Origin of the sequence: Sinorhizobium prairiense, from assembly GCF_029201645.2 — a bacterium.
In the GTDB taxonomy this organism is placed as follows: domain Bacteria; phylum Pseudomonadota; class Alphaproteobacteria; order Rhizobiales; family Rhizobiaceae; genus Sinorhizobium; species Sinorhizobium meliloti_A.
This window is the reverse complement of sequence record NZ_CP104130.1, coordinates 493873-507882: the sequence shown is the minus strand read 5'-3', so window position 1 is coordinate 507882 and position 14010 is coordinate 493873. Positions and strand designations below refer to the sequence as shown.

Annotated in this window: 9 protein-coding genes and 6 pseudogenes; 7 read left to right on the top strand and 8 right to left on the bottom strand. The window is 55.5% G+C overall.

The window, feature by feature from the left end; genetic code table 11:
• Positions 1-133: 133 nt before the first annotated feature.
• The 3 genes from N0Q91_RS02450 to N0Q91_RS02440 are packed head-to-tail and all read left to right on the top strand — an operon-like array spanning position 134 to position 5632.
• The gene (locus N0Q91_RS02450) at positions 134-2185 is read left to right on the top strand and encodes a hydantoinase/oxoprolinase family protein (protein WP_275596184.1); all 2052 of its coding nucleotides are present in this window, start codon (positions 134-136) and stop codon (positions 2183-2185) included.
• A gap of 3 nt (positions 2186-2188) precedes the next feature.
• On the top strand, positions 2189-4147 hold the full coding sequence (locus N0Q91_RS02445; RefSeq protein WP_275596183.1) for a hydantoinase B/oxoprolinase family protein: 1959 nt from the start codon (positions 2189-2191) through the stop codon (positions 4145-4147).
• Positions 4148-4204: 57 nt separating this feature from the next.
• Positions 4205-5632: an aldehyde dehydrogenase family protein gene (locus N0Q91_RS02440; protein ID WP_275596182.1), complete on the top strand. Its 1428-nt coding sequence runs from the start codon at positions 4205-4207 to the stop codon at positions 5630-5632.
• Positions 5633-5857: 225 nt separating this feature from the next.
• Here N0Q91_RS02440 and N0Q91_RS02435 read toward each other — a convergent pair.
• The 6 genes and pseudogenes from N0Q91_RS02435 to N0Q91_RS02410 form a co-directional block, all read right to left on the bottom strand.
• Positions 5858-6029 (bottom strand): annotated as a pseudogene (locus N0Q91_RS02435) (transposase domain-containing protein); the annotation flags it as partial.
• A gap of 178 nt (positions 6030-6207) precedes the next feature.
• Positions 6208-6547, bottom strand: a pseudogene (locus N0Q91_RS02430) (hypothetical protein).
• Positions 6547-7014: pseudogene (locus N0Q91_RS02425) on the bottom strand (IS66 family transposase); the annotation flags it as partial. The pseudogenes N0Q91_RS02425 and N0Q91_RS02430, both read right to left, overlap by 1 nt.
• A 37-nt stretch (positions 7015-7051) precedes the next feature.
• Positions 7052-7519 (bottom strand): IS66-like element accessory protein TnpA, encoded by a 468-nt coding sequence (gene tnpA / locus N0Q91_RS02420; protein WP_275596181.1) that lies wholly within the window; start codon positions 7517-7519, stop codon positions 7052-7054.
• Positions 7491-7758, bottom strand: a pseudogene (locus N0Q91_RS02415) (hypothetical protein). The gene tnpA and the pseudogene N0Q91_RS02415 overlap by 29 nt, the downstream one beginning before the upstream one ends.
• Positions 7758-7967 (bottom strand): annotated as a pseudogene (locus tag N0Q91_RS02410) (transposase domain-containing protein); the annotation flags it as partial. The pseudogenes N0Q91_RS02415 and N0Q91_RS02410, both read right to left, overlap by 1 nt.
• 34 nt (positions 7968-8001) lie before the next feature.
• Here N0Q91_RS02410 and N0Q91_RS02405 point away from each other — a divergent pair.
• Together N0Q91_RS02405 and N0Q91_RS02400 are read left to right on the top strand one after the other, a co-directional pair.
• Positions 8002-8181 carry a hypothetical protein gene (locus tag N0Q91_RS02405; RefSeq protein ID WP_275596403.1) on the top strand — a complete coding sequence of 60 codons (180 nt, stop codon included), beginning with the start codon at positions 8002-8004 and terminating at the stop codon, positions 8179-8181.
• Positions 8115-8548: pseudogene (locus tag N0Q91_RS02400) on the top strand (DDE-type integrase/transposase/recombinase); the annotation flags it as partial. The gene N0Q91_RS02405 and the pseudogene N0Q91_RS02400, both read left to right, overlap by 67 nt.
• Before the next feature lie 224 nt (positions 8549-8772).
• Here N0Q91_RS02400 and N0Q91_RS02395 read toward each other — a convergent pair.
• Both N0Q91_RS02395 and N0Q91_RS02390 read right to left on the bottom strand, forming a co-directional pair.
• Positions 8773-9915, bottom strand: a complete 1143-nt coding sequence (locus N0Q91_RS02395) for a M20 family metallopeptidase (protein ID WP_275596179.1) — start codon at positions 9913-9915, stop codon at positions 8773-8775.
• 25 nt (positions 9916-9940) lie between these two features.
• Complete coding sequence (locus N0Q91_RS02390; RefSeq protein WP_275596178.1) at positions 9941-11146, bottom strand: aminotransferase class V-fold PLP-dependent enzyme; 1206 nt, start codon at positions 11144-11146, stop codon at positions 9941-9943.
• Positions 11147-11319: 173 nt separating this feature from the next.
• On the opposite strand from N0Q91_RS02390, the gene N0Q91_RS02385 reads away from it, so the two are divergent.
• Both N0Q91_RS02385 and N0Q91_RS02380 read left to right on the top strand, forming a co-directional pair.
• Positions 11320-11787 (top strand): Lrp/AsnC family transcriptional regulator, encoded by a 468-nt coding sequence (locus N0Q91_RS02385; RefSeq protein WP_275596177.1) that lies wholly within the window; start codon positions 11320-11322, stop codon positions 11785-11787.
• A gap of 262 nt (positions 11788-12049) precedes the next feature.
• Positions 12050-13219: an MmgE/PrpD family protein gene (locus N0Q91_RS02380; protein WP_275596176.1), complete on the top strand. Its 1170-nt coding sequence runs from the start codon at positions 12050-12052 to the stop codon at positions 13217-13219.
• The last annotated feature ends 791 nt before the right edge of the window (positions 13220-14010 follow it).

The following is a 14010-nucleotide window of genomic DNA, read 5'->3' as shown; positions in this document are numbered from 1 at the left end:
AGAGCCGATATCGAGGTAAATCGCCTCTTTCTACCGTTAGAATTCAGCAAATGGGTACCGATCGCTAGGTATCCAGGATCGTCAAGTCCCTTCGAGGCGCGATTTTGAAGCCGCATAGCAATAGGAACAGATTATGCTAAGGATTGGAGTTGATATCGGTGGCACGTTCACCGATTTTGCCATTTGGCGCGATGAAGCCGACGGTTATCGGCAAATCGATGCAGAAAAGATTCCAACCTCCCGTCCTCAATTTGCCAAATCGGTTATCGAGGGCCTGGCCCGCATTGTCGAGCGCCACCGCGTGGGGCCGGACGACCCGGTTCTGGTTGTACACGGCACCACTGTCGGTACGAACGCGGTTATCGAACGATCAGAGCCGCCGATCGCATTGATCACCACGACGGGCTATCGGGACATCCTGAATATCGCTCGTCTGCGCTTAGATAAGCCGACGGATTTATTCAACGGTAGAACGACACCCCTGGTGCCCCGGCCAATGGCATTCGAGGTGAATGAGCGTCTCCGCGCCGATGGCAGCGTTGAAACGCCGTTGGACGCTGATTCTGTTATAGCAGCTCTTTCTCAGGCAATCGAACGTGGCGCCACCGCAGTTGGGGTGTGCCTTTTGCATAGTTATCGTAACCCCGTTCATGAGGCGCAGTTGCTAGAGATTGCCCGCGATAACTTCCCCGATCTTGACATTATGGCGTCACACGAAATCTGGCCGCAGCAGTCTGAGTATGAGCGCGCGATGCTCACGTTGCTGAATGTTTACGTGAAGCGCGTGATGGAAGACTATCTTGGGGAGATCGATAGTTTCCTGAAGCGCCGTCTGCCAAATGGGCGTCTACTGGTCACGAAATCAAATGGCGGGGTGATGTCGGCGGCAGAGGCCTGCCGCCTGCCCGTGCACACGTTGCTGTCAGGTCCGGCGGCCGGTGTGACCGCTGCACGCGCGCTTTCAGAGTGGACCGAGAACCCCCACGTTCTTACGATGGACATGGGAGGTACGTCGACCGACGTAGCACTCGTACAGGTGGGGCGCCCAACTCTTACTGCTCAAGCGGAAGTAGGCGACTTCCCGTTGCTTCTTCCTGTGACTGCCATCGAGGCGATGGGCGCGGGTGGCGGATCAATCGCGTGGCTGGACGGCAAGGTGCTGAAAGTGGGTCCGCGCAGTGCTGGTTCAAAGCCCGGTCCGGCCTGTTATGCGGCTGGAGGCACCGCACCGACGATGACTGACGCATACCTGCTCTGCAACTATCTTTCGCCGCGCGGCTTGCTGGGCGGACGCTTGCCCTTGTCTAGGGAGCTGGCAGAACAAGCAATGGCGCCTATCGCGAAAGCAGGTGACTGTGATGCAATCACCGCAGCAGAAAGCTGCATTGAGATCGGCACGAGCAATATGCTGGCGAAGGTGGTACCCTTCCTAGCGCGCGCCGGCATTGGTTCGGCCGATCTCACCCTTATGATCTTCGGCGGCGCAGGTGGCATCCACGGACCGCTACTCGCCGAAGAGCTGGGCATCAAGCGCGTCCTTGTGCCCCGGCTTTCTTCGGTCTTTTGTGCGTTTGGCTGCCTGGCGGCTGATCTGGTGCACGATGCAGTTCGGAGCGTTGCTGGCACAACTATGAACGCAGATTCGATGCTGCGAATCTTCGAGGAACTGGCGCGTGAGGGCCAAGACTGGGTGGTGAACCAGGCGCCGCGGGGTCAGGTCCAGCAAATCGACACGTTGTATTTGGCCGAAGCGCGTTATGCGGCACAGTCGTTTACCATTCCGGTGGACGTAACTCATGCTGTGGTTAGCGGCGCAGGTTTGGCCGCTTTTGCGGCCGCTTTCCATGCCGAACACGAGAAACTGTTTGGCTATGCGGATGTAAATGCCCCTGTAGCTGTCAATGAACTGATGGTGAGGACTTATGGCCGGCAGGTGAAACCCCATGCGACGCCGGAGGGGAAAGTTGCCGACCATTCTGCAAGTCCCAAATCGCACCGTGATCTACGGTTCCAACGGAAATGGTGGCCGGATTGCCCAATATTTTCCCGCGCGGATCTCGGAGAGGGCTGGGCACATTCCGGACCGACCGTAATTGAACACGATTTGTCGACTGTTTTGGTGCCCCCGGGCTTTCGCGCCGTGATCGGTGCGCTCGGCGACATCATGCTGACGAAAGAGGACTGAGCGATGGACATTGCACGCACTGAAATTATGAAAAACCGCTTCTCTGCCATCGCAGAAGAAGCCGCCACGCTCGCCTACCGGACTGCACACACTACCTTTGTGAAGCAGACGCAGGACTTCCAGGTCGCGCTGGCACGGACGAGCGGCGAATTTTTTGCATTCCCGCTGCTCAGCGGCACTACCGACAATGCCGGAGACTCGATTATTGGGCTGATCGAGCATTTCTCTGATCTCGTACCGGGCGACGTCGTGATTTCCAACGATCCCTTCAGTAGCAGGGGGCTGGTGACGCACCAGATGGACATTCATATGGCTCAGCCGGTCTTCTATCGCGGCGAGCTCATTGCATTTGCCTGGTCTTTTGTCCACGCCACTGATATCGGCGGAGCGGTTCCGACTAGCATCTCGCCTGAGTTAAATGAGTGCTTCCAGGAAGGATTTCGCATCCGTCCTACCAAACTGATGTGGGCCGGCGAATTGAACCATGACGTGGCCAACTTTATAAAAGACAACTCTCGCATTGGCGAAGAAGTGTGGGGCGACCTGGAAGCAATGATGGCGGCGATGCGTCTGCTTGAACGGCGCGTGGGCGAGTTGTGCGAGCGTGTCGGCATTGACGCGTTCCGCCGGGGCATCGATGACGTGTTGGACTATGCCGAGACGAAAGCACGTCAAGTGATCGCAGGGCTGCATGACGGCGAATATGGGTTCTCCGACTATCTCGAGGGCCTCACTGTGAATGAGTCCATCCATATTCACTGCCAATTGCGCATTAGGGGTGAAGAGGCAGAGATCGATTTTGCAGGCAGCGATCCACAGGTGAACGCCGCCTTGAACTTCAATTCAGGTGGTCTCGCGCATTCGATGCTGTGCGGGGCACTTGTAAATTACATCATGACGATGGAGCCTTCGATCCCGCCCAACGGTGGGGTAATGCGGCCAATTCGTGCTCACGCACCTTCTGGCACGGTAATGAATGCTGAGTTTCCCGCAGCGATGGGCAATCGCTGGGTGACTGCCATGCGCTGCTATGATGCCTTGATGGGCTGTTTGAACCAAGCGATCCCCGGCGGCATCACCGCAGGTGGGGCCGGCCAGGCCGGTATTATTAGCGTGGCTTGGAAAGACACCGCTGGTCGTAAGCGCGTTTCGGTTGTGGAGCCGTTTTCTGGCGGCTCAGGCGGCCGTGTTAGTGCGGATGGCGTCGATGCGACCGACACAATGCTCGGCTTTTTGAAGAGCACGCCAATCGAGAGTGTGGAATCCGAAACTCCGCTGCTGGTCCGCCAGCATGCGCTGGTGCCGTCCAGTCATGGACATGGACAGTACCGAGGTGGGGCTTCGGTATGCATAGAGCTGGAATGCCTGATCGATCAGGCCGAGATTAACGTGCGTGGACTGCAGCGGCAACGGTTTGAGCCTTGGGCGGTTCTAGGTGGACATCCCGGTAGAAGTGGCGAGGCCTGGTTACTGCGCGCCGGCGAAGAAAAGGCTCTGGGACAGGTTGGCCTGCTGAAAGTGCAGCGCGGCGATGTGCTCCGAATGATCTCCCCATCGGGTGGAGGGTTCGGCGATCCGGCCAAACGCACCGTTGCGTTGGTCGTCGAGGACGTTACAAACGGAATGTTGGATGAGCAGGAGGCTGCAAAGATCTACGGTGTGATAATCCGCGATGGTGTGCTGGACGTTGCGGCAACGGAGCGACGGCGTGCCGAAACGCCTCCGACTGAAGCGCCGCTATTTGTGTATGGACATGCCCGAGGCGAGTACGAGGCACATTGGTCGGCCGAAGCGAGCGCAGCATTTGCGAATGCTGTGTTGCAGGCGCCCTCCGGATTGCGCGCAGCGATACAGCGCGAAGCTCGATTGGCGCTGGACGCGACCCCAGGGCCAGTCGAGGCCGCCACAGTGAGCGACACAGTCGCTAAATTGATCCGACAGATGCAGGCGTCAACGGCTTAGCCAATAGAGAAATCTACTTCATCCATCTGCAAAATAATTCCGGTTTGGAGAAGCTTCGTGCAGCACGAAAAAGAGCACTATGTCAATGGAAGCTGGGTCGACCCGATAGAACCAGTTATGCTGCCGGTCGTCGACCCGTCGACCGAGACGACGTTGACTTGGATTGCAGGTGGTGGATCGCATGATGTTGAACGGGCGGTGGCCGCTGCACGGGCCGCATTCCCTTTGTACTCGGGGACATCAAAACGTGATCGAACGGAGTTGTTGAGTAACATACTGCATGAATATCGAAGGAGAAAGGACGATATAGTTGACGTCCTTTGCCGCGAAATGGGTGCTCCGCTACAAGTCGCTCGCGATTGGCACGACGCGTCTGCTGAAATAGAGAAAACCATCGAAATTTTGCAAAGCTATGATTTCGAGGAAACGCAGGGTTTCGACAGCATCTTGCGGGAGCCTATCGGCGTCGTCGGCATGATTACGCCTTGGAACTGGCCGGTTGGTCAAATCATCACTAAAGTTGCTCCGGCGCTTGCAGCTGGATGCACGATGGTGCTTAAACCGTCCGAGATGGCGCCCCTATGCGCTATTATTTTCTCGGAGATTATTGATGCCTCGGGAGTCCCTGCGGGTGTCTATAATATGATCCAGGGGCAAGGGGCAGTTGTTGGTGAAGCGCTGTCGGCGCACCCAGGTGTGGACATGATGTCGTTCACAGGGTCGACAGCCGCCGGTATACGTATTGCTCAGACTGCTGCGAGAACGGTAAAACGCGTTAGCCAGGAGCTCGGCGGTAAGTCAGCCAACATTCTTCTGCCCGATGTAGACTTAGAATGGGCGGTGTCAAATGGCGTTCATCGGGTGATGCGCAATAGTGGTCAGGCGTGTAGCGCGCCGACACGAATGCTCGTTCCAGCCAAATTCCACGACGACGCCAAGGCTATTGCAAAAAACACTGCGGAAAGCTTGCGCGTTGGTGACGTGTCGGACCCCGAGACAAGCCTAGGCCCGGTTTCCACAAAGGCGCAATTCGACAAAGTGCAGCATCTGATCCGGTCGGGCATTGAGGAAGGAGCTGAGCTCGTGACTGGCGGACTGGGTAGGCCCTCTGGGCGCAGCAGTGGTTACTTTGTAAAACCTACAGTTTTCGCTGGTGTGAACAACAGAATGAAGATCGCTCGCGAGGAAGTCTTCGGCCCTGTGCTGACGATAATACCTTACTCTGATGAGGATGAGGCCGTCGAGATCGCAAACGACACCGTCTACGGCCTAGCTGGCTATGTTGCATCTTCTAGCCTTGACCGAGCGCGCAGGGTCGCTGGCCGTCTACGCGCCGGAATGATCCACATAAATTACCCCATACGGGACGCGGCGAGGCCCTTCGGTGGATACAAACAATCCGGCAACGGCCGAGAAAACGGCAAGATCGGCCTCGAAGAATATCTCGAAGTCAAGGCAGTTCTTGGTTCAAATCCAGCCGAGTAGGCGAGCGTCGTATACTTCACCAGTAACGAGCACTTACTAGGAAGTGAGGCGCCTCCTCCACGTTCACAGTATTGTTATTGAAGCTTTCTCTGCTTGTTCTTGCAGGAGAATGCGGGCATGTGTATGTGAGCCGGCTTAGTAAAGGCATGACTGAACGGCGCAGCGACCAAGAACTGAAAATGAGCCTCGGTCTGTTCGAGCCGGAAGGGCGGTGTAGGCGGCGTGCATCAAGCCGTCGGTTTCGCTGCTGGGCCATCCATTTGCGAGGCGCTCGGGTGCCTGAGTAAGCCAGGCTTGCGGATCAACAGCATTCATCTTTGCTGTTTGCAGAAGCGTTCCGATTGTCGCCTAGGTTTTGCCGCCACCGTCGCTTCAGGCTGAATAGGCTATGCAATCTTGGCACTTGGCCGGCGGGCTGCTGCTTCATCAGCGCCTTGTCTTCCATGGTGAGGTCGGCTTCAACGTTCATGGTGAGCGTCCCGCGAATGCATTTTTCTGATTTCGTCGAGGCGTAGTTTAGGGTCTCGCTTTAACTCGTCGGAATGATGCGCGCGATGATTTCAGGATCGCACTGTTCATCGACCAAGAACTGCCGAATTCCTGTAACCGCCCGGTTGTTGCCGCGGAGATTTCGCTTTGATGCGAGCGATGAGTTCCTGGTCATCGACGAAGTCTTCGAGGAAGTCGTTCCATTCGTCAGCGGTGCGACGAGCATGGGCAAGCATTTGCTCCAGCTCTTCGATTCCGCCGCGGGTAAGCGAGAGTTATTGCCTCGTCCTGCCCGGCGTAGACGCTGATGATGCTGCCGTAGCTCAGGTTATCATCGTTGCTGACGATCGCCTGAAGGAGTTCGGAATCTTCGTCGAGCAATTTGGCGACGTAATCGATGCTGAACACATGGGTCACGGTTGCCATCAGGCGGCCTCGGCGCAGGTGGCTATGACAGATGCCCAGTTCCAGGGCAGCAGCTCATCGAGCCTATTGATCTTGTGATCGTGAATGCGGTCGAGCACGTCGGCCAGATAGGCCTGCGGATCGAGGCCGTTCATCTTGGCCAGGGCCCGCTCGGCGGCATTGTTGTCGATGGCGACACGACCATCTTCCAGGAACAGGCAGAAAGACGACCAGCGGCTCAGGCCATAACGGAAGGCTTGCGCCAAATCGCCTTTGCCCGGAATACGGGCCAGTTGCGCTTCGGCCCAGACACGCAAGGCTTCGACCTTGGGCTTGCTCTGCTTCTGACGCGTAGCAAGACGGATGTCGACAGGCTGACCTGCAATCTCTCGCTCGATGTCGTAAAGCGCACCGATACGGTCGAGAGCCTCGCAGGCGATCTCGGATTTGTTCGATGTCCAGATATCGTGGAAGTCGCGGTGGCTCCACAGGCAAGATAGACCCGAACCCCGGTCCCTGGTCCAATCATGCCAACTCCACCGCCCGGATAAGCCGCGTCAGCGTGGCGGCATCCACGCCGCTGTCGAAGCAAAGGCTGCGACCGCAGGCCAATCGCAACTCGATCATCCCAGAGGGGTCCTGCTGGTCCCCACGGCGCTCGGTCTGCGTCCCATTCATCTCCACGGGAACAAACACCGCATTCGCAGAAGGCGACAACAGTCCCTTCTTCTTCAGCTCACTGCGCCAGGTGTAAATCTGCTGTCGTGTCACACCGTATCGCTGCGCAACCTCAGTCACCGTCGCCCCGCCGATCCCATCCGACATGATAATCTCGAGCTTCTGTTCGTCGCACCACCGGCGCCGCCGTTCCTGCCCAAGAATTTCCACCCGAATCGCAATCGTCGCCTGAGACACGTCGCTAACGACGACGTTAAAGACGTCGTTAAAGACGTCTCTTAGGCCATCACGACGATAGCCGGCAGGCGGTGACAACCGGTCGGTTACGAATTCCTCCGTCCCATGTCCTGATATCAGCCAGGAGTTCCTGGAGGCTTTCGACGCCGCGATCCGTAAAGCCGGTTGTGCCTTCCTCGGTCCCGTTGTGGACGTGCACCATTTCGCCGTAATCGATATTTTCCGAGTTGGCGGAGATCACTCTGAGCAGCTCGAGGCTTTCGCCGATCATGGCGGCCGCGTCTTCGATCGTATAGAATGTGCATCGAACGCGCCATCAGACGGCCTTTTGCGTAGTGGAGACCGCCCGAAGCATATTCCACGACAGCAGGTCTTCAAGTCTGTCTACCAGGTAATCCTTGATCCGGGTTCAGGGCATCCGTGAGGTAGGTCACCGGATTGTGGCCATGCAGTTTGGCTGTGTCAGGATATTCGCGATGCGCTCGCCGCCCTTGTGCGAGCCGGCGAAGAGCCAGATGCTATGACCATTTCTTCTTGGAAAGCCGTGCTTTGAAGGCAGCATGGCCATCGGCCATTTCGGTCGGGAGAAGGATGTATCCGTCATGAGTGACTACGATGCATATATTGGACTGGACGTCCATAACATTTCCGTTGCCGTTGCCGAAGCGGGAAGCGCCGGATCGACGAACTGCATCTCGAATACCCGTTTGTGGGAAGCCGGATGTTGCAACGGCTTTTGAGGGGAGCTGGTGATTGGGCGGCTGCACGTCGCCACGCTGATGAGGAAGATGGGCATCGAGGCGATCTACCATCGCCCCAATACGTCAAAACAAGCGCCTGGCACAAGGTCTATTTCTATCTTCTTCGGAAACTGGCGGTCAACGGACCCAATCAAGTCTGGGCCATGGACCTGACCTATGTTCCGACGGCGCGGGCTTCGACTATCTCTGCGCTGTCGTGGACTACTTCAGCTCGGCAGTTCTATCGTGGCGGCTCTCGATCACGATTGAAGCGGACTTCTGCATTGAAGGTGTCGAGGAAGGGCTTGCTCGTTACGGCAAGCCTGACATCTTCAACACGGAAGACCAAGGATCGCAGTTCACCTCCGTTTGATGGGGTTGCTTGCTGTTCAGTTGAATGCGTCATCCATTGATGATGGCTCGTCCCGCTATGCCATCATGCGAAGACTGATGTCGACCGTTCACACGCTTTAGCACCCGACAGTGCTGCCGCGAAGGTCTTCGTGCCCCCGCGGCAATCAGCCAACCCATCAGCTTCCATGAAAATTGGCACTTTTGGGCTAGCTATCAGAGCAAATCACAACAGATCCTTCAATACTCCACCATGATCCGACGATAAATCTCGACCGATTTTTCCAATTGGTCCAACTCAACAAATTCGTTATTTGTATGCGCTCGATCGATGCTGCCGGGACCAAGAACAATGCAGGGGATTCCCGCGAGAGATAACTGGCTAGCATCTGTTCCATAAGGTACGCCAATATATTCGCCGGTGCCCGCCACGGCCGCGCATGCTTGTGCCGCTTTGAGAGCGATCTGGCTGTTTTCGGCGCTGGTGGGAGCGGGATCTTCAAGTGCCGGCAGCAGCGATCTGACCTTCACGCCTTCTTTCTCCCGCAAGGTATGGAATATTGCTTCGACCTCCCGCAAAGCGTCATCCGGCCGCTCACCCGGCACCAGCCTTCGATCTATCCAGATCTTGCAGGACGGCGGAACGGTTGTAAGTTCGAGACCTCCTTCGATCAAGCTAACGGTAAGAGTTGGAGGACTTACAAGAGCCTGCTGGCGAGCCGAAAGTTCTCTGTTGTGGTCGTCCAGGGCTAGAATGACTTTTGCCATTCCTGTAATCGCGTTTACTCCAAGATGCGGTTTTGATGTGTGGGCGGGAACACCCTCAACTTCAACTTGCCATCGAACTGATCCCTTATGGGCCACAACCAACTGAAGCTCTGTCGGCTCGCCAACGACCGCCGCCTCATAAGAAGTTCCAGAGAGGGCGATAGCGCGTGCTCCGATCTTTCTGTACTCCTCGTCAATGCTAGCGGCGACAACAATGGTGCAGCTTGGTTTCTTTTCGGCCATCGAGGCCAGTGCAGTCAACATTGCGGAGAGCGATCCTTTGGTGTCGCAGCTACCGCGACCATGGAGCCGGCCATCCCTGACCTCCCCCGAGAACGGATCGGAAGTCCAGTTATCGATAGGAACGGTATCCGAATGTGCTATGAACAGCAGTCTCCGGTCTGGATTTTTTCCCTCAACCCACGTCAGGAAGTTGGGCCGACCGTCTTTTACTTCTTGGATGTCATAAGGCAGACCAAGCGACTCGCAGAAGCCCTTGAGATAGTTTACGACCCGCTGCTCTCCACTCCCTGTGGCGGCGAGAGACGGGTTAATGCTTTCGATCTTTACCAAATCTTGTAGGAGTGCGACCGTCTTACTGAAATGTGGCTGCATAACAAACCTCGTTGGGTAGTCTGGACTAAGCTTTCTTGAGCCAAGCGGAGGAGAAATCTAGTACCTGGTCCACTTCGTTTGAAGTGTTGTAGACATGTAAGGAAAATCGCAGGAGCCCCCGCCGCACGGAAACTGCTACGTTTCGTTCAAGCAAGAAGTTATGGAGCTCACGAACCATAGGAGCAGGTTCTGCCTTGCCCAATGCGGTCCCCACGTCGCCGACCGCTACAATGCTTCCTGGCTGATGACCGCCTGAAGAATGGCAGACGGGCAGCCCCATCTCCATCAAGCCTTGAGATAGACGTTCCGCCAGTTTGGTGACGTGTGCATCTATCACGTCAGTCCCTATTTCAGCTAATTGGTGAATTGAAGAATCAACCGCAATCAGCCCGGGAAAGTTATAATGCCCAACATCAAACCTGGGAGAGCCCGCGCGAAGCTTTGGTATGTCGAGGATAGGCGCCGATTCTGGCGCATCACCAAGATCAATGCTGAATCGCGTCAAATATGCCGGTTCAAGCTGCTCCGCCCAATCCCGGCGGCAATATAAGAAACCTGATCCATATAAACCCATCAAGCCCTTTACAGTCGACACGGACAAGCCATCGACGCCGAGGTCGTCCACATTCGTGTCCAAGATCCCCACAGACTGTGTCCCGTCAGCCAGGAGAAAAGTGCCGTTGGATCGGCAAGCGTCGGATATTGGCCGCATCATCGTGCGGTAGCCAGGAACCATTGTTACAGTTGACAGAGCAACGATCCGTGTAGACCGATCTATTGAATTGATGGCGGCCTCGACTGGGAACGACCCGTCGACTGACTCGACGGTTCGCAGCTCAATACAGAATTTCTTTCTGATCTGCAGCCAAGGCAAAATATTGTTGGCGTGTTCCAGCTGAGGGCACAAAATTACGTTGTCCCCGGCCTTCCAGTCGAAGGCGTTCGCTAGAATGTTGATCCCTTCGGACGCGTTTTTCGTGATAGCGATCTCATTGGCATCAGCGCCGATAAAGCTGCCGAAACGAGCACGTGTTCTTTCTACCTCTCTGAGTTGAAAGAGCTCATCGTTGACGCCGCTTAGCCGATTCTGGAGGTGCTTTTCGAACGAACCTAATGTGGTTCTGGAAATAAGACCTTGGTTCGCAACATCCATATAGATGTATTTCTTAGTTGCTGGAAACTCACTGCGGATGTTGTCGATCGAACGCAGGGAACTTTGGGTGGCGCTCATCTAAGCTCTTCTCGGTAATGACGGAATTCCGACCCGTCGGAGTTGGGACTCATTCAGCCAAAAATTGACTCTCGAATGCTGCAGTATTACCTTTTATCCGAGGCGTTTATCGGTATAAAATCCTGCTTGGCCGCAGATTTCCTGCGGATAGAAAAGCGATCGTGAAGAATTCGATGAACCTTGACAAAATTGACCGGAAACTGCTCGATCTCATGCAACGCAACAACCGTCTCACCACCGAGGAGTTGGGCGAATTAGCTGGACTTTCAGCGACAGCATGTCAGCGTCGCTTAAAGCGCCTTCGGCAGATCGGCGTCATAGAGGCTGACGTATCCATCATTTCGCCCAAAGCAATTGGGCGGCCTCTGTGCATGTTAGTATCCGTAAGCCTTGAGCGAGAGAGATCGGACATTATTGACAGATTTAAGCAGACAATCCGCCGCACGCCAGAAATAACGAGTGGTTACTATGTTACCGGAGAATCGGATTTCGTTTTGATAGTATCTGCACTTGACATGGACGACTACGAAGCCTTCACACGGCGTTTTTTTTATGAGAACGCAGACATTAAAAACTTTAAGACGACCGTTGTCATGGACCGTATTAAAGCATCTTTCATCTTGCCAATCGATCTCGACTGAAGACCATCATCGGACTTGCCCGTCACCTTGTTGCATAGATTCTGGATCGTGCTGCATCTGTGCGCAGAACGCGATAAAACGCCGGTTTCCTGCACCGATATAGACATATTTGCGCGCGGCGGCCCATCTGCATTGCTATTGTCGTGGCACGGCACGAGTTTCAGATGTCAGAGAAACGGCGACGGTCACTTGCTGTTTCGGTCGGGAATCCGCAGAAGAACGCTAAAACGCAAATGTGCATTGGCAGCCAAAGGGATCGGTAATGGATGCGACGACACAAATTATCCAGCATGTCCTAGATTCTCGTTTGGAGACACTGCCCAGGGAGGCGATCGAACGAGCGAAACTCTCCATCCTTGATACGCTCGCGAGCGCGATAGGCGGATCGAACGACCCGATCGCGCACTATGCTCGACAATTAGGGTCTCTCTCGGGTGGCATTCCAGAGTGCACCGTCTGGGTTTCGGGGGAAAAACTGCCGGCGTGTCAGGCGGTCCTTGTCAACGCCACCATCGCCCGGGCGGTCGACTTTGATGATACCTACGAGCTTTGCATTAACGGCTGCCACGCTAGTGCGTATAACGTGCCGCCTGCGCTGGCGCTAGCCGAACGCGATCCATCTATCACTGGGGGCGAATTGCTCGCGGCTCTCGCGACGGCTATGGATCTGCACATGCGTCTTGCACGTAGCGTCACCACCAACTCTTTAAGTACTGGGCGCGACAATATGGTCGCTGTCTGGGGAACGACTGCAGTTAGCAGCAAGCTGCTACGGCTCGACGAGGAGAAAACGCGGAATGCGTTTGGTATCGCATACGCCCATGCAGCGGGCGAGGTGCAAATGTATGAGGAAGGCGCACACACGGTGTCCCTGCAGCAGGGATTGCGAGCCCGCTCGGGATTGGAGTCGGCTCTTTCAGCTATGGTCGGTCTTAACGGGCCGCGCGAGCCATTTTTTGGAAAGTATGGCTTCTACAAAGCCTTCGAGCCAGAGTATGACCTCCATTTGCTCATGGATGGACTCGGCCACGACTATGTGAACACTTCCATCAGCTTCAAGCCTTGGCCTACCTGCAGAGCTATGCATCCCGGCGTCGACGGGTTGCTTCAGTTACGTGAGAAGTACAAATTCGCCGGTGAAGATATTGAATCAATCGAAGTAGGGCTAAACCGTCTCGCCTTTGAGAGCTACATCGTCCAGCCGCATGCGGAAAAATGGAATCCCACGGACCCCGTAGCGGCGCGCTTTAGTCTCCCATACGTCATCTCTGTCGCCGCGCAACACGGCCAAGTCGGCATCGGCGATTTTCGCCGCGAAACACTTGGGGACCCAGGCGTTCGTCGTATCATGGCGGCCACTAGGGTCGAAGTCGATCCAGAGATCGACCGGACACACGGTCGGCATCAGAATCCCCCACAACAATCCATGTAAAGCTCAAGGGTGGTGCCGAACATTTTATTCGCATCGACACGCCATTCGGTCATCCCGAAAATCCAGCCTCGCTCGCAGACGGCATCCGGAAACTAAAAGCCTGCGCTGAAACAGCCTTATTGCCGTTCTCAGATAAACAGCTCGATTTGATCGGGGAGTTCGTCGACGGTCTTGATCAGCGATCCTCGTTGGACCCACTCTTTAAGCTGCTTGTCGGCGGCAGGTAGTGAATCTTCCAAGAAGAACCGCGAGCTGCTCAGGGCTTCATTTTCACGTCAGAGCAATTGCCCCCGCGAGTCGTGGAGCTGCCAACAACTGCAGGGACCGACCTGAGTCTCCTCTAACATCCCCGAGCACCTGCTGGGGCGATGGCGGTCGCGCCGAAGTTTCTCAGCGGAGCTGATTGCTAATCCCCCGTCAGAGGCGCCGAACGATTGCTCCTGCGGTTAGCTCAAATCGCTGTTTCTGTTAGCTGTCTCCTTCAATGCCGTTCAAGGATAACGCCGTTTTGCTGCCGAATAGGTCCTTAGTTTGCGTGAATAGGCCTTTCTAAGCCTGCTAATCTCGCGATCAACAAAACTAACGGAACGTAACGGAGACTAATTTGATGGTTGAATGTAAACACCACAAGATCAAGGCTGGGAAACCAACGAGGGTAATCTTACGCTCTGTGGCTGCACTCGGCATAGCCGTGGCTTCTATCACTTCGGTTGCTGGTGCAGCCGTGCAAGTCCTTATCCGGTCTAACGCGAAGAATGGGCAAACGGACTGCCGCCATCAATGAAGCTGTC